16 protein-coding genes and 1 CRISPR repeat array are annotated in these 25,547 nt (G+C 66.3%); of the genes, 7 read left to right on the top strand and 9 right to left on the bottom strand.

Going from position 1 to position 25,547, the window contains the following annotated elements; all coding sequences use genetic code 11:
* Positions 1-90 precede the first annotated feature (90 nt).
* Positions 91-1,308, bottom strand: a complete 1,218-nt coding sequence (locus tag ACTNAU_RS11685) for a D-alanyl-D-alanine carboxypeptidase family protein (RefSeq protein WP_256135806.1) — start codon at positions 1,306-1,308, stop codon at positions 91-93.
* A gap of 83 nt (positions 1,309-1,391) precedes the next feature.
* Positions 1,392-1,622: an HPr family phosphocarrier protein gene (locus tag ACTNAU_RS11690; RefSeq protein WP_021660920.1), complete on the bottom strand. Its 231-nt coding sequence runs from the start codon at positions 1,620-1,622 to the stop codon at positions 1,392-1,394.
* A 261-nt stretch (positions 1,623-1,883) separates the two neighbouring features.
* Here ACTNAU_RS11690 and mtaB point away from each other — a divergent pair, with 261 nt between their 5' ends.
* Positions 1,884-3,173: a tRNA (N(6)-L-threonylcarbamoyladenosine(37)-C(2))-methylthiotransferase MtaB gene (gene mtaB / locus ACTNAU_RS11695; protein WP_441098518.1), complete on the top strand. Its 1,290-nt coding sequence runs from the start codon at positions 1,884-1,886 to the stop codon at positions 3,171-3,173.
* Positions 3,174-3,214: 41 nt separating this feature from the next.
* Here the strand turns inward: mtaB and ACTNAU_RS11700 are convergent, their stop codons facing one another.
* Positions 3,215-3,868, bottom strand: coding sequence for a hypothetical protein (locus ACTNAU_RS11700; protein WP_441098519.1), 654 nt, complete (start codon positions 3,866-3,868; stop codon positions 3,215-3,217).
* Positions 3,869-3,999: 131 nt separating this feature from the next.
* Between ACTNAU_RS11700 and ACTNAU_RS11705 the strand changes: the two genes are divergently transcribed.
* Positions 4,000-4,716 (top strand): TVP38/TMEM64 family protein, encoded by a 717-nt coding sequence (locus tag ACTNAU_RS11705; RefSeq protein WP_185915010.1) that lies wholly within the window; start codon positions 4,000-4,002, stop codon positions 4,714-4,716.
* Positions 4,717-5,211: 495 nt separating this feature from the next.
* Here the strand turns inward: ACTNAU_RS11705 and ACTNAU_RS11710 are convergent, their stop codons facing one another.
* Together ACTNAU_RS11710 and ACTNAU_RS11715 are read right to left on the bottom strand one after the other, a co-directional pair.
* A complete protein-coding gene (locus ACTNAU_RS11710; RefSeq protein WP_441098520.1) occupies positions 5,212-5,967 on the bottom strand; it encodes an SDR family NAD(P)-dependent oxidoreductase in 756 nt (251 codons plus the stop codon).
* A 1-nt stretch (position 5,968) separates the two neighbouring features.
* The gene (locus tag ACTNAU_RS11715) at positions 5,969-6,574 is read right to left on the bottom strand and encodes a TetR/AcrR family transcriptional regulator (RefSeq protein WP_185915008.1); all 606 of its coding nucleotides are present in this window, start codon (positions 6,572-6,574) and stop codon (positions 5,969-5,971) included.
* Between the two features lie 1,652 nt (positions 6,575-8,226).
* Here ACTNAU_RS11715 and proC point away from each other — a divergent pair.
* Positions 8,227-9,039: a pyrroline-5-carboxylate reductase gene (gene proC, locus ACTNAU_RS11720; protein ID WP_441098521.1), complete on the top strand. Its 813-nt coding sequence runs from the start codon at positions 8,227-8,229 to the stop codon at positions 9,037-9,039.
* Positions 9,040-9,667: 628 nt separating this feature from the next.
* Positions 9,668-9,975: direct repeats of the CRISPR family, unit length 34 nt; unit sequence GTCTCCCCCTCACGCAGGGGGAGTGGATTGAAAT.
* A 371-nt stretch (positions 9,976-10,346) separates the two neighbouring features.
* Here the strand turns inward: proC and ACTNAU_RS11725 are convergent.
* The 3 genes from ACTNAU_RS11725 to ACTNAU_RS11735 all read right to left on the bottom strand — a co-directional run bounded on the left by ACTNAU_RS11725 (position 10,347) and on the right by ACTNAU_RS11735 (position 14,095).
* A complete protein-coding gene (locus tag ACTNAU_RS11725; RefSeq protein ID WP_185915006.1) occupies positions 10,347-11,024 on the bottom strand; it encodes a peptidoglycan-binding domain-containing protein in 678 nt (225 codons plus the stop codon).
* A 144-nt stretch (positions 11,025-11,168) separates the two neighbouring features.
* Positions 11,169-13,601 carry an ATP-binding cassette domain-containing protein gene (locus tag ACTNAU_RS11730; protein ID WP_441098522.1) on the bottom strand — a complete coding sequence of 811 codons (2,433 nt, stop codon included), beginning with the start codon at positions 13,599-13,601 and terminating at the stop codon, positions 11,169-11,171.
* Complete coding sequence (locus ACTNAU_RS11735) at positions 13,598-14,095, bottom strand: GNAT family N-acetyltransferase (protein WP_441098523.1); 498 nt, start codon at positions 14,093-14,095, stop codon at positions 13,598-13,600. Before ACTNAU_RS11735 ends, ACTNAU_RS11730 begins: the two co-directional genes overlap by 4 nt.
* 172 nt (positions 14,096-14,267) lie before the next feature.
* Here ACTNAU_RS11735 and ACTNAU_RS11740 point away from each other — a divergent pair, with 172 nt between their 5' ends.
* From ACTNAU_RS11740 to ACTNAU_RS11755, 4 genes are all read left to right on the top strand, one after another.
* On the top strand, positions 14,268-15,458 hold the full coding sequence (locus ACTNAU_RS11740) for a CynX/NimT family MFS transporter (RefSeq protein WP_441098524.1): 1,191 nt from the start codon (positions 14,268-14,270) through the stop codon (positions 15,456-15,458).
* Positions 15,459-15,807: 349 nt separating this feature from the next.
* Positions 15,808-15,999 carry a hypothetical protein gene (locus tag ACTNAU_RS11745; RefSeq protein ID WP_441098525.1) on the top strand — a complete coding sequence of 64 codons (192 nt, stop codon included), beginning with the start codon at positions 15,808-15,810 and terminating at the stop codon, positions 15,997-15,999.
* A gap of 558 nt (positions 16,000-16,557) precedes the next feature.
* Complete coding sequence (locus ACTNAU_RS11750; protein WP_441098526.1) at positions 16,558-16,866, top strand: PadR family transcriptional regulator; 309 nt, start codon at positions 16,558-16,560, stop codon at positions 16,864-16,866.
* Positions 16,863-18,041, top strand: a complete 1,179-nt coding sequence (locus tag ACTNAU_RS11755) for a DUF2812 domain-containing protein (RefSeq protein ID WP_441098527.1) — start codon at positions 16,863-16,865, stop codon at positions 18,039-18,041. Before ACTNAU_RS11750 ends, ACTNAU_RS11755 begins: the two co-directional genes overlap by 4 nt.
* Before the next feature lie 1,672 nt (positions 18,042-19,713).
* On the opposite strand, the gene ACTNAU_RS11760 is transcribed toward ACTNAU_RS11755, so the two are convergent.
* On the bottom strand, positions 19,714-24,804 hold the full coding sequence (locus tag ACTNAU_RS11760; protein ID WP_441098528.1) for an EAL domain-containing protein: 5,091 nt from the start codon (positions 24,802-24,804) through the stop codon (positions 19,714-19,716).
* Positions 24,805-25,547: the final 743 nt, after the last annotated feature.

The following is a 25,547-nucleotide window of genomic DNA, read 5'->3' on the forward strand; positions in this document are numbered from 1 at the left end:
CCTTATTGGTTGATTCGATTGTAATATATCTAAGCAATACTGTCAAGTATGCTTGTATGCAAAAGATATTTTTTGTAAAAAACCGCCAAATCAGCGCATCACAAATAAGTATTTCAGCAGAATTTGGTAGCCTGTCAAAAAGTCCATCTTGGCCACCGGGGCGGCGGCGGTGACTGGGTACTCGCCGATCTTTTCGCCGTCCAGCGAGAGTTCCACCACCCCCAGTTTCTGCCCTTCCTCCACCGGGGCGGTGACGTCCTCGGCGATCTGCACCGCCTGCACGATCTTGGCCCCGCTGCCCTTTTTCACCAAAAAGGTGCCGTCGCTGCCGTAGCGCAGGGGCACTTCGCCGGTGACCCCGCCCTTGACCTTCAGGGCGGTGGGGGCGGTTTCGGGCAGTTGCAGGGTGGCCATCTCGTAGTTGGCGAAGCCGTAGTCCAGCAGGGCCTTGGCGCCGTTGAAGCGGTCGTTGGAGGTGGGGCAGCCCATCACCACCGCCACCAGGGAGAGGCCGCCCCGCTCGGCCGCGGCCGAGAGGCAGCTGCCCGCCCCGTCGGTGGTGCCGGTCTTGAGGCCCACGCAGCCGTCGTAAAAGCGCACCAGCTTGTTGGTGTTGACCAGTTGGGTCGCCCCGCCCCGCAGGGAGTCCATCCAGACGGTGCTGTACTTTTTGATGTCCGGGTGCTTGAGGAGCTCGCAGCTCATGATGGCGATGTCCCGGGCGGTGGAGACGTGGCCCGCCGCGTCGAGGCCGTTGGGGTTTTCAAAGTGGGTGTTCGCCATCCCCAGCTCCTGGGCCCGCTGGTTCATCAGGGCCACAAAGGCCTCGGGGGAGCCGGCCACGTATTCGCCCAGGGCGGCGGCCGCGTCGTTGGCCGAGGAGATGGCGGTGGCCTTGATGAGGTCGTTCACGCTCATCTGCTCGCCGGGTTCCAGCCAGATCTGGCTGCCCCCCATCTTGCAGGCGTAGTCGCTGGCGCTGACCATGTCGTCGTAGCCGAACTTGCCGGCGTCGATGGCCTCCATCACCAGAAGGAGGGTCATCACCTTGGTGATGGACGCCGGGGGCATCGGCTCGTCGGCGGACTGTTCGTAGAGCACCTGCCCGGTGCTCTGCTCCAGCAAGATGGCCGACTTGGCGTTGATGTTGATGGCCCCTTCCGGCGCGGGGGAGGCGGCGACCACGGGCTGTTCGCCCCCATCCCCCAGCAGGTCAAAGTCGGTGGTGGTCACATCTTCGTATGCAAAGGCCGGCGCCGCGCTCAACAGCAGCGCCGCCGACACCAGGGCGGCTGCCAGTTTCTTCATTCCCTATCACCTCTTGCCAATGGATATGAGGCGAGGGGGCGAAAAAGTCGCTTATAAACAGAAAAAATCGCCGCAAGGCGATTTTATTCCACAATGAATTGACGGATGTCGTCCAAGACCTCCGGGCAGTGGTCGCAGTCGATGGTCAGCAGCAGGGGCTTTGAGAGGTCCTGGCTGAAAATGCCGATGATGGACTTGGCGTTCACCCGGTTTTCAGGCTCTCCAATGGTGGCGGTCGCGTCGTATTTGGACAGGCTGTGGATAAAGCTCTTGATGTCGTCAGCCCTTTTGAAAAACACCTTTACTTGTGTCATCGTCTCGCTGCCTCCTTACTTCTTTCATCCATTATATACTACCCCCCTCCTTTTCGCAACCGACTTTGTTGTTTTCAGCTGCATTTTTATGTATAATAATAAGAACTGTTTTTTGGGCAGTTTGCAAAAGCCACCCCCTCTTTTCGCCCCGGGGCGAACCCCTTTGACCGGGGGCGGCTGCAAGAAAAATGTAAGAAATCCGCTCGCTGTTTTGACCAAAAGAGCGGTTAGACTAATGACAAGGGAAAGTTGGTAGAGCAGATGAGAGTTTCCTTTTACACCCTGGGCTGCAAGGTCAACCAGTACGAGACCCAGGCCATTGCCGCCCAGTTTCAGAAGGCCGGCTTCGAGCTGGCCGGGCCGGAGGAAAAGGCCGATGTCTTTGTGGTCAACTCCTGCACGGTGACGGCCACCGGCGACAAGAAGACCCGCAACCGGCTGGCCCGCTTCCGCCGGGAAAACCCCGACGCGGTGGTGGTGCTCACCGGCTGTTTCCCCCAGGCCTTTCCCGAAAAGGCCAAGGCCCTGCCCGGCATCGACGTGGTCACCGGCGCGGGGAACAAAAACCGGATCGTCGAGTTGACGCTGCGGGCCATCAGCGAGAAAAGCCGCATCGTCGAGATCGCCGAGCACACCCCCGGCGAGGGCTTTGAGGAGATGCAGGTGCAGGACTTTGGGGAGCACACCCGCGCCTTTGTCAAAATCCAGGACGGGTGCGACCACTACTGCTCCTACTGCATCATCCCCACCGCCCGGGGGCGGGTGCGCTCCAAACCGCTGGAGGCCATCCGCCGCGAGCTGTCGGTGCTGGCCCAAAACGGGTACCGGGAGGTGGTGCTGGTGGGCATCAACCTCCCCTGCTACGGCAAGGACCTGGGGCTGCGCCTCATCGACGCCGCCGAGTGCGCCTGCTCGGTGGAGGGCATCGAGCGGGTGCGGCTGGGCTCCCTCGAGCCGGAGCTGCTCACCGACGAGGACATGATGCGCCTGGCCGCCCAGCCCAAATTCTGCCCCCAGTTTCACCTCTCGCTCCAGAGCGGGTGCGACGCCATCCTGCGGCAGATGAACCGCCACTACACCACCGAGGAGTACCTGGAGATCGTCCGCTTCATCCGCAACCACTTTGAAAACCCCTCCATCACCACCGACATCATCGTCGGCTTCCCCGGCGAGAGCGAGGAGCACTTTTTGCAGTCCCTGGCCTTTGTCAGAGAGGTGGGCTTTGCCCGGGTGCACTGTTTCCCCTACTCCCGGAGAGAGGGCACCCGGGCGGCCGCGCTGCCCGACCAGCTGCCCGCCCGGGTGAAGGAGGAGCGAAACCGCCGCCTGGCCGCCGAGGCCGAGCGCTGCAAGGCCGCCTTTTTAAAAGAACAGGTGGGCCGCACCGAGGAGGTGCTGCTGGAGCGGCAGCGGGAGGACGGCTCCTTCGAGGGCTACACCAAAAACTACACCCCGGTGCGCATCAAGGGCGAGGGGCTCGCCCCCGGCCAGATTGTCCTCTGCCGGCTGGACTGCTGCAGCGAGGAGCACTGTCTGGGCTGCGCGATCTAGGGCAAAAAAGTGGACAGCCCCCAGGCTGTCCACCGTCGCACCTATCGGTATTCTTCTTTCAGCAGCCCCTGCAGGCGCTCGAGGGGGATGTTCGCCTCGTGCTCCTGCCGCTGCATGGATTCCTGTTCCCCCGCCTTGCAGAGGACGACAAGCTGGGTATCGGTGAGGTAGAAGGGCTGGTCGTCCTCCAGTCCGGCCGGGTGGTCGAGTTGCCGTTCCATTTCATTTTTCACTATGCTCAGATAGTCACTTGAATCGGTAAACAAGTCGCCAAGGGCCAGACGCTCGCCTGTGGTGAGGCTGTACACAGCCCCCGTCGCGTCGCTGTAGACGGGCCGCCCCTCTACCGAGAAGCGGCGCGCACAGCGCACGCTGACAAAGGCCGGGGTCTGCCGGGTGATCTCTTGGGTGTAGCTGCCTTCGGCCCGCTGGTCGGTGTAGGCCAGGGTATTGGCCTGGGCGTTGACCGATGCCAGGTTGTCAAAGGCCGCGTGTTGGAGTTCGCTGTTGACCTTGCGGGCGGTCTCCTCCCCCACTTCCTCCCCCACCGATACGGTGGTGGTCTTGTAGGTGAGGTTGTAGTCCTCCAATCGCTCCTCCTGGCCGGGGGCGAAATACTCCGCCCGGGCGGTCCTGGGGACGATGAAGGCCAGCGCCAGCGCCGCCACGGCGCAAATTGCAAACCATTTTTTCATTCGGGACACCTCCCGCCGGGTGCGACGGTAGTATTGTCCCCCCAGGGTTCGGCAAAACCCCCGCAATTTTTTGGCTGGGCTGGCGAAGGCTGGCTGGCCGCCCCACAAATTCCAGTTAAAGAAGGATCGGTATGAAAGAGACGACCAAAAACAGAGTGAACTCCCGCCACTTCAAAATCGCCGCGGTGCTGGTGGTGCTGGCCCTCTGCGGGCTGGCTCTCTGGGCCTTTTCCCCGGTGCTGGGGATGCTGGGCAAGCCCGACGCGAGCGAGCTCATCCGCGAGTACATCGACGGCTTCGGCCCGGCCGGGGTCTTTGTCTTCCTGGCCATCCAAATACTGCAGATCGTGGTGGCCTTCATCCCCGGCGAGCCCATCGAGGTGCTGGCGGGGATGATGTACGGCACCGTCCCCGGGCTGCTGATGTGCATGCTGGGCTGCTTTGTGGGCTCCATCTTGGTGTTCTTTTTGGTCAAGTGGCTGGGGCGGGACTTGGTGCACAGCTTCTTCTCGGAGGAAAAGCTGCACAAGCTGAAATTTTTGAACGACAAAAACAGCTTTGAAAAGCTGACCTTCCTCCTCTTCTTCATCCCCGGCACCCCCAAGGACATCCTCACCTATGTGGCCGGGCTGACCCCCATCCGCCCGCTGCGGTTCTTTATCATCTCCTCCATCGCCCGCATCCCCTCCATCGTCACCTCGACCCTGGCGGGCTCCCTCCTCATCAAGGGGCAGGCGGGCAACTCCATCATCGCCTTTGCGGTGGCGGGGGGGCTCTCCCTCGTGGGCATCTTCATCTACAACCAAATCGTCAAGCGCTACAACGCCAAGCGGGAAAAACAGTCCTAAAAACAGCAGAGGGCGCCCGGCAGAACCTGTCTGTCGGGCGCTCTTTTTTGTTGTCTAAAAAACTGGCTGTGCCGGGGCACTGAAGAGCTTTCGCGATGCGCGAGAAAGGGAACTCCCTTTTGATACCGTAAAAGTGCGGCCTGCCAAAGAGGAGCAGGTCGCAGACCGGCCGAGAGGAAGAGAACAGGTGGGCCCGTTTGCGGGTGGCAAGCAAAGATCCCCTCGCAGCTGGCGGGCCGCATCAACGCCTCGAGGCGCGGCCGGTATCGCGGGACGTTGCCCCCATATATGGGCCCACCCATTCCGCTGGCGGACTCCTGTTGCCGCACAATAAAAACCGAAACGGCCCTGCCTGTCCCTCGTCGCCGGCGCGGCGGCCGGGGTGGGCGTCTAAAAATTTGTCTCTGTGGCCGCGGCCCAGGGGTGGGCCACACGGCCGAAAAAAAGCTGCCTAGGCTGCCTAGCGGCTCTTTTTATTTCCCGGGAAAGAGGGGCCTACTCCCCCTGCTCTGCGGCGCGGCGGAGCATCCGGTCCATCATCGCCCCCATCTTTAAAGGGAAGAGGTAGCACAGCCGCACCTGAAACTGCTGCGCCGGGGAGTGGCAGATGACGAAGCTCCGCTTCCCCAGCCGCCGGGCCAGCCCCTTTCCCACCGCTTCGGGGGCGGCGAAGAAGGCCTTGGGCACCGGCAGGGGGGCGGCGGAACGGGTGTCGGTCAGGGGCGGGTGGAGCAGGTGCACCCCCACGCCCCGCCCCGCCAGCTCGATGCGCAGACACTTGGCCAGCGCCTCGATGGCCCCCTTGGAGGAGGCGTAGGGCGCGATCCCCCCAAAGCCGGTGACCCCCACCCCTGAACTGGTGAAGTAGAGGGCGGCCCCCGTCCGCTCCAGGTGGGGCAGGGCGCTTTTTGCCAGGTGGAGGGCGCCGAAGTAGTTGACCGCCAGCACCGCCCGATAGGTCTCCTCGCCGGTCTCTCCGGCGGGGGCAAAGGTGCAGAGGCAGGCGTTGTGCACCGCCCCGTCCAGCCCGCCCAGCAGCCGGGCCGCCTCGTCCACCGAGCGCGCCACCTCTTCCTCCCGGGAGACGTCGCAGAGGAGGGGCCACAGCCAGCCGGGAAAGCGGGCCGCCAGGGGGGCGAGGCCGTCCAGCTCCCGGTCGAGCACCGCCACGGCGTGCCCCCCTTCCAGCAGCCCCTCGGTCAGATAGTAGCCGATGCCCCGGTTGCCCCCGGTCACGATGTAGTTGCCCATTTCAGCAAGCTCCCCTTTCCATGGCGGCCAACTGCCGCCCCACCGCCGCCCCGAAGGCGGCCTTTTTCTCCTCGGTCAGCTCTCCCGAGAGGAGGTAGCGCTGGGTGTAAAAAAAGATGGGCGCGTAGTAGCGCACCGCCAGGTCGGCCGCCGACCCGCCCGCCAGAAGCCCCAGCCGCTGCAGCTGGGCGAAGGCCGCCTCCTGGATGCGCAGGGGGCGGTCGAAGAGCCACTCCCGGTAGAGGCGGCGCAGTTCGCCGTCGTGGTGCTGCTCGATGGCCAGCAGCCGCAGCACCCGGTTGCAAAAGGGGTCCATCAAATACCCCTCAAAGAAGCGGCGGGAGACCCCCTCCATCGAGACGGGGGCGGCGACCCCCTCCCCCAGGGCGGCAAAGAGGGTCTCGGTGAGCCCGTCGCCCTGCTCCTCAAACCGGGCGAGGATCGCCTGCAAGATGGCCCGCTTGTCGGCAAAGTGGTAGTAGACGGTGCCCTCCTTGATCCCCACCGCCCCGCAGATGTCGCGGATGGACACAGCCAGATATCCCCGCTGGGCGAACTGCTCCAGCGCGGCCTGCAGGATGCGCTCCCCTGTCTTTTCCCGTTCCATGAAATTCCTCCTCTAACAGTCGTTCGATTTAGTTTATCAAACGACTGTTCAAATGTCAAGGGGCCTCCCCTCTTTCCTGCCGGGAGGGCGGACAGGGACAGGGAAAAGAGGGATGGATAGAAGGTGGCGGCAGGGGCGAAGGGAAAGACAGATTGACAAAAGATGGAGAAAACGATGGACGGAGAGAAGGCGGAGAGAAATAGGCGGGTGCAGGGGTGGAGAGGAAAATTGGGCAGACAGGGCGAAGGGAAAAGGCGGAGAGAACGATGGATAGCAGGTGCGGAAAGGCCAAACAGGCAGAGAGGGAAAACCGGTGGAGAAAGGCGGATGGGCAAAATATAGAGAACGGCGGGTGACAGGAGAAAGAAAAAGCAGGCGGACAGACGGCGGCAAAGGGAAAGAAGGGCGGACGAAAGCGGGGAGAAAGCCAGACGGCGAGAGGCAAAGGAAAAGACAGGCGGAGAGAAACCGGCGAAAAGGCAGACTGCCAGAATGCATAGAAAACGGTGAGTGACAGAGGTGGAAAGGAGAAGCGGACAGGGAGAGGTAGGGGGAAAGACAGGCGGACAGAACGCGTAGAAAGCGGTAAGCGACAGAGGCGAAAAGAAAAAGCGGGCGGACAGAGGCTGGGTGTGCCGACAGAGCGCAGAGAGAACGGTGGGCACCGAAGGCGGAAAGGTAAAGGTGGGCAGGCGAAAGTGGAGAGAAGGACGGAGAGGAGGGCGGACAGAGGTGAAGATAAAAAAACGGGCCGACAGAAGCGACGAGGAAAACAGACAGAGAGGAGGCGAAGAGAAGAGGTGAACGGACAGAGGCGAAAGGGAAAATAGGCGGGGAGAAGGGCGGACGACAGAGGCGAAAAAAAGGGCGGACAGGCACAGAGGGGGGCGCAGGGCCGCCTCTGGCCAACATCTGTTCCACCGCTCCCCTGCTGGTATCAAATTCCTCCCCTACCGCCCCCAAAGCAGTGAGAAAACAAGTTGTCCGGGCCAAGAGCCGTCCCGGCAAAAAATCCTCCTATTTTTTCTCATCTGCCTTGACATTCCCTCCTGCAGATGCTATATTGAGAGCACAGAGTTAGTTAGTGCTAACCTCCAATCTCTCCTCCCCCGGGTGCTCTGCCGGCGGGAAGGGCGATTGCACGGCGGCTCTGGGCAGGCGTTCCCACACATGCCTGCGTGCAACGTGTCAACCGGCCTTTGTGTTTCATTCCTCATGTTTCTTACCGGTCAGAAGCGGCGGCCCGCCGAGGGTCGCCGCTTCTGGCTGTTTTGACACGCTTTCGTGACACGCCTCCCCGGCTTAGCCGGGGAGGATAAAGAAATGTATCAAGTGAGGCGAAAAATGGACAGGGATCTCACGATCTCAAAACACTTTCTTTGTGCGCAATTGCCTGTTTGCGGGCTGGGGAGCAAGGGCAAGGAAAAGGCGATACAAGCGGAGGGATCTTCAGCGCCCCTTGAGGGGGTTTTGTCGGCATTCTGTCCCCAAGCCCCCGGCTTTGTCGGGGGGCCTGACCGCCGCCCGGCAAATTTGTCCCGGAGCGGGCGGTGCCCTTGTATTGCTCCCCAAATCCGTGTATCATTTGAACAGAGCTTCTGCGGCTGCGGGCCCAGTCCCCCGGCCGCCCACAGAGAAAGGGAGAATGAGAGATGAAAACCATCGGATTTATCGGCGCCGGCAACATGGCCGAGGCCATTGTCAAGGGGATCGACCGCACCGGATTCCTGCCCCCGCAGCAGATCGGGGTCACCGACGTGAGCGTGCAGCGGCTAGAACACTTTGCCGCCATGGGCCACCGCGCCTTTGCCGACTGCCGGGAGCTGGTGGCCTTTGCCGACTACCTGGTGCTCTCGGTCAAGCCCCAGCAGATGGCTGACGTGTTGGCCGAAGCGGCCCCCGCCCTGCGGGAGGGGACGGCGGTCATCTCCATCGCGGCGGGCATCTCCGCCGACTACATCCGCCGGGCACTGGGGCGGCCCGAGCTGGTGGTGATCCCGGTGATGCCCAACACCCCCCTGCTGATTGCCGAGGGGGCCACCGCCGTGGGGCGGGAGGAGGGCACCCCCGCCGAACAGCTGGCGTTTGTCAAGCAGATCTTTGCCGCCAGCGGCAAGGTGTGGGAGCTGCCGGCCGACAAGCTCAGCGAGGTGATCCCGGCCAACTCCAGCTCTCCCGCCTTCATCTACTACTACGCCAAGCTCTTCTGCGACCAGATCAGCCAGTACGGGCTGGAGCGGGAGACGGTCAAGGAGATGTTCTGCCAGACCCTGATCGGCGCGGCGCGGATGATGCTGGAGAGCGGCGAGGATATCGACGACCTCATCGCCAAGGTCTGCTCCAAGGGGGGCACCACCATCGCCGGCATCGAGGGCTTTCAGGCCAAGGGGCTGGACGCGGCGGTGGCCTACGGCATTCAGCGCTGCATCGAGCGCGCCCACGAGCTGGGGCAGGCCAACGGCTGACCCGCTACCCTGACCGCCTCTCTCCCCTGCAAATTGGGATGTGAAAGGGCCGCCTCTGCCAGGGGGATGAGACGGAAAAATTTGACAGATGGCGGGCAGGGGCGGTTTTGCTGGAACGCTGCCCTCCGGCCAGGCAGTGCGCCAGACGTCGGCCTGGGCGAGCGGGCTCCCCGACATGTCTTTGGCGCGGGAAGACGGCGGGGCAGCGTTCGCCAGACACCCGGTGACAAGGCAATCGCACCTGTTGCGGTAGAGACTGTTGGGAAGGGGCCTTTCCCCACCCCGGCGGCTGTTTTGGCGGCTGCTGTCGGTGGGAGGGGCAACGTTTCAGGCGCACCCCTTCCCCTTCCCTGGGCTGAAGTGGGAAGGCGGCTGCGCGAAGGAAAGGGAAGAGGGCTGGGCGGTGAGTGCCCGGCTCTTTTTCTGTGGCAAGATCATCTCCCCTTGCGCGGCAGGTGCGAAGGGCAAGCAGACAGAAAACGCCCGGGCCCTTCGCACCGGGAAAACGCCACAAGCAGGGTGAAAAAGGGGTCGGTCAAGGGATAGGAGGACAGGGCGGTTGACAGCAGATTGGGGAAGTTGTATGGTAAAGACAATCAAACAGTCTCCTTTTTTGGAGATGTTTGCTGTCTCCCCCTCACGCAGGGGGAGTGGATTGAAATTGTTGCCCCGGTGGCCTTGACCAGGTTCCATCCGGTCTCCCCCTCACGCAGGGGGAGTGGATTGAAATAGGATGTAGTTTTCGAGCTGCAAGACGAGCCTGAGTCTCCTCCTCGCGTAGGGGGAGTGGATTGAAATCTGGCGGTTTGGCTACTCTGGATGAGGCAGGCAAGCGTCTCCCCCTCGTGTAGGGGGAGTGGATTGAAATACATTCGCAACCGGAATAATTTTGCCTGTAGACGGTCTCCCCCTCGCGTAGGGGGAGTGGATTGAAATAAGGGCCTGGGCAGGGGCGAGCCAAGTCTCGGCGGTCTCCCCCTCGCTCGTGGAAGTGGGCATTGGCTAAAACCCGCTGCCTTGCGGCCCTCTACTCCCGGCCTTCAAGTCCTCTTCTGTTTTGAAAAAGTGGGCGGCAATCGGGCTCTCGGTGGCGCGCCCCTCCCCGCACGAGAAGGGCAACTCGCATCGCGGCTTTGGCCTCGGCGTTTTTGATGGTTTCGCCTTTCCCCTCCCGGGGAGCGATCCCGAGCTGCCGCTCCAAGGCTGTTGGGCGGTGCCGCGACCCCCACCATCGAAGACACCCACCAAACCCAAAGAGAGAGGGGAAACAAGCCGTTTCCCCTCTCTCTTTTTGCCGACAGCCGGCCCTAGTCCACCACGCCGGGGGTGCGGCCGATGCCCACCACCTCGCTGACCAGGCGGCGCCAGGTGGCGCAGCCGACGATGCCGTCGGCGCTCAGGCCGTTGCGCCGCTGGTAGTTCACCACGGCGGTGCGGGTGTTCTGGCCAAAGTAGCCGTCCAGCGAGCCCGCCCGGTAGCCCAGGGCGTTGAGGGCGTCCTGCAGCACCAGCACATAGGTGCCCGCGCTGCCCACCCGCTGCAGGGGGTAGCCCGCCGAACAGGCCGGCGGGTTGGTGCGCTTGTCAAAGTGCACCCAGCTGGGGGTCATGCTCAGCGGCTCGACATAGACCCAGACCCCCAGGGACTGGGCCAGGTTGTGCAGCCGCCGCCGGCAGGTGCTGCCCAGGTTCTGCCCCACGTCAAAGGAGACGCCGGCGTAGTGCTGGCTCTGCTGGCCGTGGCCGCCCTCCCAGATGCGCTTGAAGGCGTAGCCCACATAGATCCCCTGCCCCCAGGAGCGGCGGGTGGCGTTCCAGGACTCCATGGCGGCGGTGTTGGTCCAGAGGGTGTTGGAGCGGGAGGAGCCCCGGAACTCCTTGACCAACAGGGTGCGCCCGTAGGAGTAGGGCATGGGGTCGTTTTCGCCCCGATTGTAGGTCTCCATCCGGCCGGAGGCCACATTGTATACCAAAATTCTAGCCATATCAATCACCTGTACCTTGTTTTGTGAAGTGGAGGATGCTCATCACCAGTCTATGTTCTCCTCCCCCAGGGGTGATTGCAGGCGACAAAAGAGCGGGGGGCGGGAAAAACCCCCCCCCCCCCTCTCCCGTTTCCGGCCGCGCCTCTATTTGGTTGCCGGCAGCCCCATCCCCCGCAAAAAGGGGGCCAGGTGCCGCCCGGTGAGGGAGGCGGGGGTCCGGGCCACCTCCTCCGGCGTGCCGGCCGCCACCAGTCGGCCCCCCTCCTCCCCGCCGCCGGGGCCCAGGTCGACGACCCAGTCGCAGGCGGCGATGAACTGCAGGTCGTGCTCCACCACCACGGCGGTGGCCCCCCCCTCCACCAGCCGGTCCAACAGGCGCAAAAAGCCGTCCACGTCGGCCGGGTGCAGCCCGGCGGTGGGCTCGTCGATCAGGTAGAGGGCCGTCTCCCCCCGGCCCTCCCAGAGCTGACAGGCCAGTTTCAGCCGCTGGCACTCCCCGCCCGAGAGGGCGCTGGACGGCTGTCCCAGGGGCAGGTAGCCCAGCCCCGCCTCGGAGAGGAGCCCCAGGGGCCCGGCGATGGCGGGCAGGTCGGCAAAGAGGGCCGCCCCCTCGTCCACCGACAGCTCCAGCACCTGGCTGATGTCCCTCCCCCGGCAGCGCACCGCCAGCACCGGCGGCGAAAACCGCCGCCCCCCGCAGACCGGGCAGAGCAGTTGCAGGTCTTCAAAGAAGAGGAGGTTGCTGCTTACCTCCCCCAGCCCCTGGCAGTGCTCGCACCGGCCCCCGGGGCTGTTGAAGGAGAAGTCCGCCGCCGTCAGCCCCGCCTCCCGCGCCGCGGGCTGGGCGGCAAAGAGGGCCCGGATGGGGGCGAACACCCCCGCATAGGTGGCCGCGCAGGAGCGGCGGGAGCGGGCCAAGGGCTCCTGTCCCACCGCCACCACCCGCCCGGGGCGCGACCCCGGCAGACGGCCGGCGGAGGCGTCCCCCTCCAGCGCGGCCCACAGGGAGGCAAAGACCAAGCTGGTCTTCCCCGAGCCGGAGACCCCGGTCACCGCCGTGAGGCAGCCCAGGGGGAAATCCACCGTCAGCCCCTGCAGGTTGTGGCTGGTCGCCCCGGAGAGCCGCAGCGCCCCCGCGGGGGTGCGCCGGGCGGGTGGGGGGCTGTGGGCGGCCCGCAGCCAGCGGCCGGTGGGGGAGCCCTCGATCCCCCGCAGCCGCTCCAGGGGACCCGCGCCGCAGAGCCGCCCGCCCTGCTGCCCGGCCCCGGGCCCCAGGTCGATGACCCAGTCGGCGGCGGCCATCACCTCCAGGTCGTGCTCGATGACCAGGACGGTGTTCCCCCGGTCCCGCAGCTCTCTCAAAACGGCGATGAGACCGGCCGTGTCCGCCGGGTGCAGCCCGGCGGTGGGCTCGTCCAGGATGTAGAGGATGCCGGTGATCTCGGCGTCCAGGGCGGCGGCCAGGCGGACGCGCTGCCCCTCGCCCCCCGAGAGGGTGGCGGAGGGCCTCTCCAGGGTCAGGTAGCCCAGCCCCATCCGCTCGAGCCGCCCCAGCTTGGTCCCCAGGTCCCGCAGGTAGGGGGCGGCCAGGGCCCGCTCGGGGCCTTCCAGTTGGCCGCCGAGCACTGCCAGCCACCCGGCCAGTCGGGCCAGGGAGAGGCCCGCCAACTGGGGCAGCCGCATCCCCCCCAAGGTGGCGCGGCGGGGGGCCGGTTTCAGCCGCTCGCCGCCGCAGGCCGGGCAGGTCTGGCGGGTGAAATACCCCTCCAGCCGGGAGGCGGCCCCCTTCTTCTCGGCATAGCGCCGCCAGAGGTTGGGGAGCACCCCCTCAAAATCGCCCCCCTTCCCGGCCCCCTCCAAAAGGAGGGCCCGCTGCCGGGGGGTGTAGGCGGAGAGGGGGGTCCCCTCCTTCAGGGGGATGTGCAGGCGCTGGGCCGCCCGGCCAAACCGCTGGGCCTGGTACTCGCCGTAGCGCCCCTCCCAGGGGGCCACCGCCCCCTCCTCCAGGGCGCGGTCCTCCCGCAGCAGCCGCCCCAGGTCAGGCTGCAGCGAGACCCCCAGCCCCCGGCAGCCCTCGCAGGCCCCCGCCTCGGTGTTGTGGGAGTAGTCGCTGCGCCCCAGCAGTCGCACCCGCTGGCCGCAGTGGGGGCAGAGGAGATGACTGTGGTACTCGTCCCCCACCCGCTCCACCTCCTGGGGGTAGAGGGCCGGGCGGATGGTCTGACCGCAGTGGGGGCAGGGCTGGCAGGCCAGCTTTTCAAAGAGCATCCGCAGGTCGGTGTAGATGCCGGTGGCCGTCCCCAGGGTGGAGCGGGGCCCGGCGGTGCCGGTGCGGGGGGCGATGAGCACCGCCGGGCAGGTGCCGCTCACCCGCTCCACCCCCGGCTTGGCGATCCCCTGAAGGGCCATGGCCTCCAGGTACTGGCGCTGGCACTCCCGGTGGAGCAGATCGACGGCCAAAGTCGACTTGCCCGCACCCGAGGGCCCGGTGAGGACCACCAGCTTCTCCCGCGGGATGTCCAGGGAGAGGTTTTGCAGGTTCCCCTCGGTGGCATTTAAGATGGAAATCGGCCTCACCGCCCTTCCCCCCTCCCCTGCGGGGGGAACTTCTCCATCCTCACACAGCCCCCCTCGTCCACCTGCATGGCCCCGCCCTTGAAGCGGTAGCCCATCTTCTGGTAAAAGGGCCAGGCGGTGAGGGAGGCGGGCACCTCCACCCGCTGGGCGCGCAGGAAGTAGACGTCCCCCTCCAGCGCCCGGATGATCGCCCGCCCCACCCCGCGGCCCTGCGCCTCCGGGGAGACAAAGACGGTGAGGAGGATGCTCTCCCGCACACTGCCCCAGTAGGGGGCCACGGTGCCGCAGCCCACCGGCCGCCCGCCCAGGCAGGCCACATAGCTGTGCCCCTGGCGGGCCCACTCCCGCAGGGTGTCGGGGCCCAGGCCGGCGGCCATCTCCTCGATGCGCGCAGGGGGGTAGTCCCGGGCGTTGACCTCCCGCAGGGCCCGCAGGATCAGCCGGTGCACTGCCGGCAGGTCCTCCTCCCGAAACCGTCTCACGTCGATTTTCATCTCTCTCCTCCTCTCCCCTCTTGGGGGTGTGTTGTCCCATCTTACCGCCTGGCGGCGGGGATGACAAGGCGGGCAGGGAAATTTTTGCCGTTTTTTTGCCCAGGCTGTCCCTCCGGAGGCCGCTCTGTGCTAAAATAAGGAGAATATTTTTGGAAAAAGGAGCGGATCTCTCTTGAACGACAAGCGCAAACAGGGCCTGCTGGTCCTGGGCATCGTCCTCATCGCCTGCAACCTGCGCGCCCCCATCACCTCGGTGGGGCCGCTGGTGCCCACCATCCAGGGGGACACCGGCCTCTCGGGCACCTGGACAGGGATGATTACCACCCTGCCCCTGCTCTGCTTCGGGTTGGTCTCCCCCTTTGTCAGCCGCCTCGGCCGCCGGTTCGGCGGGCCCCAGGCCGTCTTTGGGGGGATGGTGGCCACCGTGGCCGGGCTGGTCGTCCGCTCCTACTGCGGGGTCTGGGGGCTCTACCTGGGCACCCTCCTCATCGGCTCGGGCATCGCGGTGAGCAACGTGCTGATCCCCAGCATCATCAAGGAGGACTTCCCCACCCGCGCGGGCACCATGATGAGCGTCTACACCACCGCCATGTCGGTCTTTGCCGCCGCGGGCTCGGGGGTCAGCGTCCCTCTGGCCGCCGGGCTGGGGCTGGGCTGGAAAAACGCCCTGGCCTCGCTGCTGGTGCTGGCGGTGCCCGCCACCCTCCTCTGGCTGCCCCAGCTAAAGGGGGGCGCGGGCAGGCAGGGCGGCGGCGGGGGCGACCTCTTCCAGCGGATGCTCCGCGACCCCCTGGCCTGGAAGATCACCCTCTGCATGGGCAGCCAGTCCCTCCTCTTCTACGCCATCATCGCCTGGCTGCCCTCCATCCTCCTGGGGCGGGGGGTGACGGTGGAGCAGTCGGGCGGGCTGCTGACGGCCATGCAGTTGGTGGGGCTGCCCGCGGCCTTCTTCATCCCCCTGCTGGCCGACCGGCGGCGGGACCAGCGGCGGATCGCCGACACCGTCACCGCCCTCTTTGCGGTGGGCTTTTTGGGGCTCTGCTTTGGACGGGGGCTCTGGGTGCTGACGCCCTGCCTGCTCTGCCTGGGGTTTGCCCAGACCGCCTCCCTCAGCCTGGCCCTCTCCTTCTTCGTCTGCCGCTGCCGGGGCGGGGAGGAGACCGCCGCCATCTCGGGGATGGCCCAGTCGGCGGGCTACCTCCTCTCGGCGGTGGGGCCGCTGCTCTTCGGCGCCCTCTTCGACTGGACCGGCTCCTGGGTCGCGCCGCTGGTCTTTTACGGCGGGATCATCCTCCTCTACGCCTACACTGCCCACCAGTCCAGCAAGGACGTCTACTTGCTGGACGGGGGCGCTGAACAGTAGACTTTTCCAAGGGACAGACGGGTCGGGGACGGCCTGTCTGTTTCTTTTTTTGGGGGGGACTGGTGGGGAGAGCGCCCGTATGGGGATGGCCCAGTCGGCGGGTCCCCCCCCCTCTCGGCAGTGGGGCCGCTGCCCTTCGGCGCCCTCTTCGACTGGACCGGCTCCTGGGTCGCGCCGCTGGTCTTTTACGGCGGGGTCATCCTCCTTCTACGCCCACACCGTCCACCAGTCCAGCAAGGACGTCTACTTGCTGGAGGAAGGCGCTGAACGGTAGGCTTTTCCAAGGGACAGACGGGTCGGGGACGGCCTGTCTGTTTTTTTGGGGGGGATTGGTGGGGGGCGCACCCGTATGGGAATGGCCCAGTCGGCGGGCTACCCCCTCTCGGCAGTGGGGCCGCTGCTCTTTGGCGCCCTCTTCGACTGGACCGGCTCCTGGATCGCGCCGCTGGTCTTTTACGGCGGGGTCATCCTCCTCTACGCCTACACCGCCCACCAGTCCAGCAAGGACGTCTACTTGCTGGAGGAAGGCACTGAACGGTAGACTTTTCCAAGGGACAGACGGGTCGGAGACGGCCTGTCTGTTTCTTTTTTTGGGGGGACTGGTGGGGGGCGCGTCCGCCTGGGGATGGCTGGAGAGGACTGGAGAGGGCACGGGGGCCTCTCGACAGCCTCCCCTTCGGATGACTGCCGTCGGGGAGCGCCCGCGCAGAGAAAAACGGCGGTCCGGGAGCGAGCGCGTCCCCCTCTGGGCGACATCCCCGCCTGTTCCCTTGAAAGGGGAACGCCGAACCGGAATAGAAGCCGCCCGCACAGTCAGAAGAGGTGGAAAGCGGCGCTGGGGAGCCGCGCCCCCGCCTTGCCCTGCCTGGCCAGCAGGGGGAAACATATGGGCTCTGCATCTCCGCGGCAGGGAAAGCGGGGGACAGTGGAAATTTTCGCGCCCCTTCCCTCCCCCCTTTGCAGGGTGTCGGGGGCGCGAAGGGGCTTTTCCCCCTCCTTCCGAACCCGCCCCTCCCTATTGCCAGGGGCGGCGATTTCTGCTATCATTCTGTTAGGCGATATATCGCGTCGCGTAATAGTTGGAGAGGAGGGGAGCGCGGTGTCCGAGACACAGCCCATGAGCGAGGCCATGTACTACGCCCTGCTGGCCCTGGCCGAGCCGGGTCACGGCTACGCCGTTATGCAGCGGGTGCGCGCCCTCTCGGGCGGGCGGTTGGAGATGGGGCCGGGCACCCTTTATGGGCTGCTGGCGCGGATGAAAAAGGAGGGGCTCATCGCCCTGACGGCCGAGGGGGAGCGGCGAAAGGTCTACGCCCTGACCCCCGCCGGACGCCGGGCCCTGGTGGGCGAGTACCGGCGGCTCAAACAGATGGTGGAGGACGGAGCGGGATTGGAGGGGTACCAGTGAAGAGGCGATACCGGTTTCACCCCGGGGACTACGCCCTGGGGGAAAATGAGCAGTTTTACACCGAGATGGCGGCCCGCGGCTGGCTGTTGGAGAGGCGGGGGGCCTGGCTGAGCCGCTTTCGCCGGGGGGAGCCCGCCCGGCTGCGCTACCGGGTGGAGCTCTCCTGCCCCGGGGTCTTTGACGAGAGCAGCGAGCTGCCCGAGGAGCAGCGCTCCCTCTACGAGGCCTGCGGCTGGCGCTTTGTGAGCCGGGGCGGGCTGGTGAACGTCTTTTGCGCCCCCGAGGGCAGCGGCGCGCCCGAGTTTTACAGCGACCCCCGCCAGCAGGCCGACACCCTGAAGGCCCTGCGGCGAAACTACCTGTTGGGCTGGCTGCCCTTTCTGCTGCTGGCCGCCCTGCAATTGGCGATGGGGGCCTCCCTCTTTGGCGGCGTCGGCAGCGCCCTGGGCCGGTGGGCGGTCTCTCTGCGGCTGGCCTGGGTGACCGAAACCGCCCTGGTGGCGGCCCTCACCCTCTTTCTGCTGCGGGAACTGGTTGCCCTGCTCTGCGGCCAGGTGCGCACCGGCCTTCTCTACCGGCGGCTGCGCCGGGGGATCCCCCTGGACCACGCGCCGGGCAGGCAGCAGCGGCTCTACCGGGCCATTCGCGGGGTGCTGCTGGCCGGCTGCGCCGCCTTTGCCTGCCTGGCTGCCGTCCAGTGGGCGGCCGGGCGCCCCGCTCCCCTGCCCCAGACCCCCCAGAGGCCCTATCTGCTGCTGGGCGACCTGGGCCACCGGGGAGAGCGCACCGCCCTGCCGGTGAAGGGGGGCGAGAGCACCCTCTCCCACACCCGCTCCCTGCAAGCCGAGCAGTGGCAGACCCGCGAATTTTTGCGGGAGGGGGAGCAGAGCCCCTGGCTCTACCAGCAGGTCTACCTCCTGGGGAGCGAAAAGGAGGCCCGGGCCCTCCTCCCCCTGCTGCTGGCCGAAGCGCCCTTTGCCCGAGATCCCAGCGCCTTTGCCGCTGTGCAGGCCCCCGGCTTTGACGAGGCCTACTGCGCCGGGTTCGAGTGCGCTGCCCGGCGGGGAAACACCGTCTACTTCATCACTTACAGCGACCTCATCGACCACCCCGAGCAGGAGGAGGCGCTCTGGCAGGCCCTGGCCCAGCGGGAGGCCGCCTGGCGGGAGGGATAGCAGGAAAACCGCACAACTGGGGGGACCTCTCCCCCCTGAAGCGGCGCTGTCTTTAGCGCACACCTCAGGCGGGGCAGCGGGTCCTCCTCCCAGGCGAGGTGCTTTCCCCCCAAGTAAAAAGGACAATGGCTTTGGGAGAACGGGCTATATCCCCCCTTCCCCGGAGGGGGGACCCCCCAGCTGTCGAGCACGGCTCAACGGGGCCCGCCAACTTTCTTTTTTTAAAAGAATGGTGCCAAAGGGCAGGCGCGCTCCCCCGGTGAAAGGCGGTGGGCGAAACTGGGTGGGGCACGGCCGGCAGAGACCGCTCTCCTCCCCACCTGACAGAGCTGGGGACCGCCCCCTCGTCTCTCCCCAGCGATCTGCTCCCCTGACCGGCCATCGCCCTTTTAGAGCGGGGGAAAAGGGAAAGCTAGGCCGTCCCTCTCCCGGTGGGGACAGCGGGCCAAGCCAGGCGGGGGGCGGCCGGATGCGTCTCATCCTTCCGCTCTCTCCCCCCTCTTTAGCGGGAGGAAGAAGAAAAACCACAAGCGCCCCCGGGAGGCAGCAGCCTGCCCTCGGGGGCGCTCTCTCTTTTCTTCTTTCTCAGGGGGAAGATGGCCCGATGAATCGGCAGAAGGGGCGTTCGCCCAGGCCGCATCTCCGCCGCCACACCCGCATGGGATGCCACGGCCTATGGGTGCAGAGGTGGAGAAGGGGCAATCATTTTCTGTCTACCCACCCGCAAACTGTCGCTGGCGGGCTCTCCCCCTCGCCGGACCAAAATTTCACTCCTCGCGGCCGCCACAGGGCGCAACAGCTGCCGCCTGCCCAGGATGGCGTCGCAGTCGGAGTTTTCCCTCTCGCGCCCGTGCGGGGCGCGGCTGCATCCCCGCCGCCGGGTGTCTCCCGCCATCTCTTGACCCCTGCACCCGCGTGGGGATGACCGCCACCGCAAACAACACCGCTCCGGCGCAGAAAATTTCGATCCACACGTCTGCGCAGGGGACGACCGGCAGATTTGCTGCAGGACAGTTGCAGCGAGGATTCCACCCCACTCCCCCGCGCGGGGGGCGACATACTCGGCATAGACCTCCTCTGGCACGCGGTCAGGATTTCAATCCACGCACCCGTGCAGGGTGCGACTGCACCGTCGCCCGCTCTGATATCCGAGGAACCCATTTCAATCCACGCACCCTCGTGGGGTGCGACAGGTGCGGATCGTTGAGCACCGCACTGGCGGTATATTTCAATCCACGCACCTGCGTGGGGGGCGACCTGTTCAGCCAACCGCCGCCTGTTCTTCAAAGACATTTCAATCCCCACACCCACACGGGGTGCGACGACAGGGTGATGTCCTCTGCCTCGTCGGCGGTCGAATTTCAATCCTCACACCCACGCGGGGTGCGACTCGGAATAGGGGCAGATGTAGCGGTTGCCGGTCGCATTTCAATCCACGCCCCTGCACGGGGTGCGGCGGCATTTGGGCGCGCGGCGGCTGACGGAGGTGTGATTTCACCCCCCCTACAAGTCGCGGCGCCAACCGAAGCAGGAGGGGCCTGGGGCCCGTCCTTTCGATTTGGGGGCAGCCACATCCGCCCTCCACACGGGGCGCGGGCGGGGAGAGCACCCCCGTGCACCCCCGCGAGGGCGCGGCGCATCGGCAGCCCTCCTATCACCTGGATTTTACATTTCAATCCCGCTCCCCGTGCAAGGTGGGCGGCAGCTCCTTCTCCGCCAGCTCATAGCGGACGGACTTCATGTCGGAGTGGTATTTGGAGAAGGCGTTCTTCCCGCCCATCTTGGCGCTGAAGAGGGCCATGTCGGCCTTTTGGTAGAGCTCGTCAAAGGTGCGCCCCTGCTCCGGCGCCATGGCAAAGCCCGCCGAGATGGAGAAGACGATGGCGTGGTCCTTGGTCTTGTAGGTGACCACCATCGAGCGGACGATGGTGTCCAGCTTGCGGATCACCGCCTCCTCCCGGATGTTTTTGCAAAGCACCAGAAACTCGTCGCCCCCCACCCGGCAGAGGATGTCCTCCTCCCGGAAAAAGCTCCGCAGCCGCTCGGCGTTCTGGGCGATCATCGAGTCGCCGTAGGCGTGGCCGAAGACGTCGTTGGCCAGCTTGAAGTTGTCCAAATCAAACATCAACAGCGCCGCCGGCTCCTCCCGCTGGGCGGCCAGGTAGGCCTCGATCTTGGGGATGGCGGCCCGCCGGTTGTAGAGGCCGGTCAGGGCGTCGATCTCCGCCAGCTGGGTGAGCTTGAGCTCCTGCCGTTTCTGCCGGTCGATGTCCATGACGAAGAGGTAGGCAAAGACGTCGGGCGAGCCCTCCAGCTCGGCCAGGTGGATCATCAGCCGCATCCATCTGGGGCGGCCCCGGTAGAGGCGCTGGTAGTCCATGCTGGCGATCTGCTGGCCCCGGCGGTAGCACTCCAGCAGCCGCTTCCGGTCGCAGAAGGCGGCAAACTCCTTGCGGAAGGAGGGGAGCACCAGCTGCTCGCTCACGTAGCGCAGCAGCTCCTCCAAGCAGTCGCCGCCGCGGTAGCCGGTCTCCCTGCGCCACGCGCGGCTGTCCTTCCCCTCCGACACGGTATTTTGCTGCAAGTTGGCGCGGAAGTCGTAGACCGCCTGACCCCGCAACAGCTCGAGGATCTTGCGGTCCTCCCTGCTCTTGAAGGACTCGTTTTTCTCCTGGGTGATGTTTCGGTAGTAGCCCACGGCCCGCACCGGGAGACCCGCTTTGTCGCAGATGGTCTCGCCGGCGGTGCGCACCCAGAACAGCGCCCCGTTTGCCCCGGTGAAGGGGAACTCACAGGAGAAGTGCTGTCGGTCGCGCCCGGTGGCGAGTCCCTTCAGGTAGGCGGCCAGCCGCTCCCGGTGCCCCTCGGGCAGGCCGGGGTAGGCCAGCAGCCGCTCGGAAAAGCGCTCCACCCGCTGGTTTTCCCCCGTCACCGGGCGGCCCATCAGCTGCCCCATCACCGCCCGGTCAGAGGTGGCGGAAAAGACGAGGGCGTCGGCGCGCAGGTCCCAGTCCCAGCTGTCGACCCCCGCCTGGCGGAGGATGCTCTCCAGCTTCTGCCCGGCCAGCCAGAGCTCCTGCTCCTTCTCCTTGACGGCGGTCACGTTGCGGTTGGTGCAGAAGTAGGTGGCCTCCCCCTCCCCCCGCTCGATGCAGCGGCCGTCCAGGGAGACCCAGACCTGCCGCCCGCCGGGGAGGCGGAGTCTCTCCACCCGGTGAAACTCCTCCCGCGCGGCCACCGCCGCCGCCAGCTCTCCCCGCAGCCGGTCCAGCTTGGCCGGATCCAGGTAGCGCTCGTACTGGCGGGTGCGCAGCAGCTGCTCAAACTGGCCGGGCTGGCAGCCCAGGTCGCGGCAGAGGCCGTCGGCGATGACCCGGCAGCTGCCCTCCCCGCCGCGCACCTTCAGCAGGAAGATGTTCTCCGGGGTGTGGGCCATCAGCAGCCGCATCTTGTCCCGCAGCTCCACCGTCTCGGTGACGTCGACCACCATCCCCTGGAAAAAGCGCTTGCCCTCGTACTCCATGTACCGGCTCTGGTCGATGACCCAGCGGTAGCCGTTCTTGCCGCACATCCGGTACTCCATGGAGTGGTCCTTCGCCCCGCGCTGCAGGCAGTCGCCCCCCACGCTCACCAGGGCGCGGTCGTCGGGGTGGATCATCTCCAGGAACTTGTTGTCAAAGCGCTCGCGGATCTCCTCCCGGGTGAAGCCGAACATCTCCAAAAACTGGTCGCTGATGTAGAGGAAGCTGTACCCGGGGTCGTCGGCGCAGCGGTGGTAGGCCCCCGGCAGGGCGTGGTTGAGAAAGTCCAGCTCCCGGTTCTGCTCCAGCAAATAGGTGTTGCGCTCGGCCAGCCGCTGCTGGGCGGCCATGGTCTGGGAGATGTCGGTGCAGGCGCTGACGATGGCCAGCCGGCCGTCCTCCGCCTCGATGATGCGGCCCTTGTCCAGGGTCCAGAACCAGCTGCCGTCCTTGCGGGGCATCCGGTAGGTGGTGGTGTACTCCAGCCCCGGGTAGTAGTGGGGGCCAATGTCCCGGATCACCGCCGCCAGGTCGTCGGGGTGGATGGTGTTTTGCACCCGGTAGCCGATGGCGGCGGCGAACTCGTCGTAGCTGTCGTAGCCCAGCAGCCGCACCATCTCCCGGTTGGCAAAGTAGAGGGGAAACCCCTCCTCGCAGTAGCCGCCGATCATCCCCCCGGGGCTCATCTGGGCAAAGATCGAGGCGGCGATGCGGCGGTTCTCCTCGGCCAGCTGCATGAAGGACTCGTCGTTTTCCGACAGCCCCACCACCGCCGAGAGGGCCCGCTGGGAGGAGGCCAGCTGCTCCTCCTGCCGCTTTTGCCGGCTGACGTCGCTCACCGAGCCGTAGTAGAGCTGGTGGCCCAGCTGCTCGCGCAGAAAGAAGGTGCGCAGGTGCAGCCAGATGGTGTCCCCGCCCTCGGTGAGGTAGCGGAAGGTGCCCTCGGCCCCGTTCAGGGGGCTTTCGTGGGCGCGGCGAAAGACGTCCAGCACCATGCTCCAGTCCTCCCGGTAGACGCTCTCCATGGTGCGGCCGCGGCGCTCCTCCAGCCCCTCGGGGGTGGTGCCGGTGACCCGGTAGTACTGCTCGTTGACCTGCACCGGCTCCACCTTGTCGCCGCAGACGTCGTAGAAGGCGATACCCCCCAGGATGTTGTTGAGGAGGATCTCGCTGAAGAGGTTTTCGTTGAGCAGCTCCCGGATCTGCAGCAGCTGAAGCCGCTTGGTGTGGATGCCCCGGTAGTCAAAATTCCCCTCGTCGGCCAGCAGGGCCTCCGCCTCGGCGATGGGCATGGGCTTTGCGAAGTGGTAGCCCTGGCCGTACTGGCAGCCGATCTCCAACAGGAATTCCGCCTGCTCGGCGGTCTCCACCCCCTCGGCCACCATCCGCAGCCCCAGCAGCCGCGCCATCCCCACAATGGCCTCCAGGATGCCGGCGCCCCGGCCGGCGCTCTGCTCGCGCATCTCCAAAAACTTCATGTCGATTTTGAGGACGTCCACGTTCACGTCCTTGAGCATGTTCAGGGAGGAGTAGCCCGAGCCGAAGTCGTCCATCAGCACGGTGAAGCCCGCCCGCCGCAGCCGGGAAACCGCCTCGGTGATGATCTCGAACTCCTCGGCGTAGGCGCTCTCGGTGATCTCGATGGCGATGAGGCGGGGGTCCAGCTGGTAGCACTCGATGAGCTGCTGAAAGCAGGCCACCACGTCCACGGTGTAGAGGTCCACCCGGGAGACGTTGACCGAGACCGGCACCGGCCGCAACCCCCGGTCGAGCCACTCCCGCATCTTGGCGCAGACCCCTTCCCAGAGGGCGCGGTCCAGGTTGGTGACAAAGCCGTTTTTCTCCAGCGACGGGATAAAGGCCCCCGGCGCCACCAGCCCCCGCTGGGGGTGCTGCCAGCGCACCAGCGACTCGAACCCGACGATCTTGCCGGTCTTCATGTTGCACTTGGGCTGCAGGTAGAAGGTGAACTCCCCCCGCTCCAGGCCCCGCTGCACCTCGGAGAGGAGGTGGTGCTCCTCCTCCATCCGCTGCATCATCCCCTCGTTGTAGCGGCAGAGGCGGCGGGCGTAGTTGCCCTTGACCGAGGCCATGGCCAGGGCGGCCCGGTCGTACAGGGTGCGCACCGGCAGGGCGGGGCCCTCCACCCCGCAGACGCCGAAGGCCGGCAGAAAGCCGGCGTTGCCCCCCCGGCGGCGCGCCAGTTCCGAGACCCGGGCCTCCACCTCGTCCAGCGCCTCGGGCGCGTCGGGCAGCAACAGGCAGAAGTCGTCGTCCCCCATGTAGCCGGCGAGCCCCCCGCGGGCGTCGGCCAGGGCGCGCAGGCAGGCGGCCACCTCGGTCAAAAAGCGGTCCCCCGCGGTCCGGCCGTGCCACTCGTTGAAGAGCTTGAAGTGCTCGATGTCCACCGCCACCAGGCAGAGGGGGGCCCCGCCGGCGGCGGCAACCGCCCGGTCCGCCTCCTCAAAAAAGGCCAGCCGGTTGGAGAGGTCGGTGAGGGGGTCGCGGCCGGCGGGCGCGAGGGCGGCGCTCTCCTCTATCTCCTTGCGCTTTTGGCTGTCGATGTCCTGCACGAAGCAGAGGACCACCTGCCCCTCCCCCGCGGCGTGGCGCAGGGGGACCACCGTCTGCAGCACCCAGCGCCAGCTGCCGTCGGCGCAGCGCTTGCGAAACTCCCCTTTTATGGAGCCCTCGCCCTCCAGCCGCTCCAACAGGTCCTCCAGCGCCCAGAAGCGCAGGAAGGCGGCCCGGTCGCCGGGGTGGACCATCCCCTCGGCCACCTCGCCCACCAGGTGGGTCAGCCGCCCCTCCCGGGCGGGGATGACGTACTTGCCCTCCTCGTGGTAGAGGATGCGGTAGCGGTCCTCCCCCAAGTCCAGCTCGAACAGCTCGTCGTAGACCGAGAGGCTGGTGAGGCCGTAGAAGAGGCCCTTGTTGTCCTCCCGGATCTCCCGGGCGAGGACGATGTCGCACTCCCCCGCGCCGGGCCAATCCAACTTGCCGGTGCTGACCTCGACCCAGCGGCGCAGCCACTTGTTGTAAAAGACCGTCCCCTCGCCCTGTTTTCTGTGCAGGGGGCAGCCGGGGCAGGGCCCCTCCTCCCGGCAGAGGGCATGGTAGCAGAGCTGGCCCAGCTGCAGTTCGGGAAAGATCGCCTTCAGCACCCGGTTGAAGTGGACGATCCGGTAGTCCCCATCGATTGCGTAGATGGCGGTCTCGTCGCCGCCCATTTGTCTGTCCATATTGCCCCATCCCAACATCGCCCGCCGCGGCTGCGGCAGGCGATTCATTTATTTTATTATACGACCTCTGTCCGGGATGGTCAACCAAATCTAATCTCAAAAAGGGGGAAAAAGGAAAAGGGGCGGGGATGGGGCGCGGCGCGCCCCCCTGCCCGGCGGGGAGGCGCGCCCCTGCGGGCCAGTCCGCCCGGCCCGAACACAGGGGCGGAGGGGGACAGAGAGGGCGTTCGCTCGCGCGCCTCCTCTGCGCCCGGCGCGCTGGGGCGGAGGGGGGCGGACGGCGTGCCGGATAGAGGGGAGCCGGGCGGTGCATCGGGGCAGAAGGGGGGACCCGGGCGGTGCCGCGGCAGAGGGAGGACCCGGGCGGTGCCGCGGCAGAGGGAGGACCCGGATGTCCGGCGGCGCGCGCGCGTCCCAGACATCGGGCTGCTCGCTACTACAAGTACGGCGACGGGCAGAGGGTGCTGCGGTGCGCGCGCGGCCCAGGCAACGGGCTGCCTGGAAAAGGGCCGTTTCTGTGGAGGGGCAGGCCGGCGAACGGCCACTCTCTCCGCGACAATAGCCCGGCGAGAGGCCGAACGCCCGGGCGCGCTCCCCTCCTCTTCTCCCAAACACCCCCTGTGCAGAGATGACGCCCAGCTAGAGAGGGAGGCGCTGGGCGGCCGATCCCCCCGCCGGGAACGGGTCCTCCCCGCCGGGCGGAGGAAAGCATCCGGCGGCGTGGGGGGGGGGGGGGGGCCCCC

This window comes from Bittarella sp. HCP28S3_D9 (assembly GCF_052065655.1).
In the GTDB taxonomy this organism is placed as follows: Bacteria; Bacillota; Clostridia; order Oscillospirales; family Ruminococcaceae; genus Bittarella; species Bittarella massiliensis.

Coding starts and splice junctions, on each gene's coding strand:
- ACTNAU_RS11700 (WP_441098519.1), bottom strand. CDS start 3,868: ATGAAAAAATGGTTTGCAATTTGCGCCGTGGCGGCGCTGGCGCTGGCC.
- ACTNAU_RS11715 (WP_185915008.1), bottom strand. CDS start 6,574: ATGGAACGGGAAAAGACAGGGGAGCGCATCCTGCAGGCCGCGCTGGAG.
- ACTNAU_RS11735 (WP_441098523.1), bottom strand. CDS start 14,095: ATGAAAATCGACGTGAGACGGTTTCGGGAGGAGGACCTGCCGGCAGTG.
- proC (WP_441098521.1), top strand. CDS start 8,227: ATGAAAACCATCGGATTTATCGGCGCCGGCAACATGGCCGAGGCCATT.
- ACTNAU_RS11690 (WP_021660920.1), bottom strand. CDS start 1,622: ATGACACAAGTAAAGGTGTTTTTCAAAAGGGCTGACGACATCAAGAGC.
- mtaB (WP_441098518.1), top strand. CDS start 1,884: ATGAGAGTTTCCTTTTACACCCTGGGCTGCAAGGTCAACCAGTACGAG.
- ACTNAU_RS11705 (WP_185915010.1), top strand. CDS start 4,000: ATGAAAGAGACGACCAAAAACAGAGTGAACTCCCGCCACTTCAAAATC.
- ACTNAU_RS11760 (WP_441098528.1), bottom strand. CDS start 24,804: ATGGACAGACAAATGGGCGGCGACGAGACCGCCATCTACGCAATCGAT.
- ACTNAU_RS11745 (WP_441098525.1), top strand. CDS start 15,808: ATGGGAATGGCCCAGTCGGCGGGCTACCCCCTCTCGGCAGTGGGGCCG.
- ACTNAU_RS11725 (WP_185915006.1), bottom strand. CDS start 11,024: ATGGCTAGAATTTTGGTATACAATGTGGCCTCCGGCCGGATGGAGACC.
- ACTNAU_RS11685 (WP_256135806.1), bottom strand. CDS start 1,308: ATGAAGAAACTGGCAGCCGCCCTGGTGTCGGCGGCGCTGCTGTTGAGC.
- ACTNAU_RS11710 (WP_441098520.1), bottom strand. CDS start 5,967: ATGGGCAACTACATCGTGACCGGGGGCAACCGGGGCATCGGCTACTAT.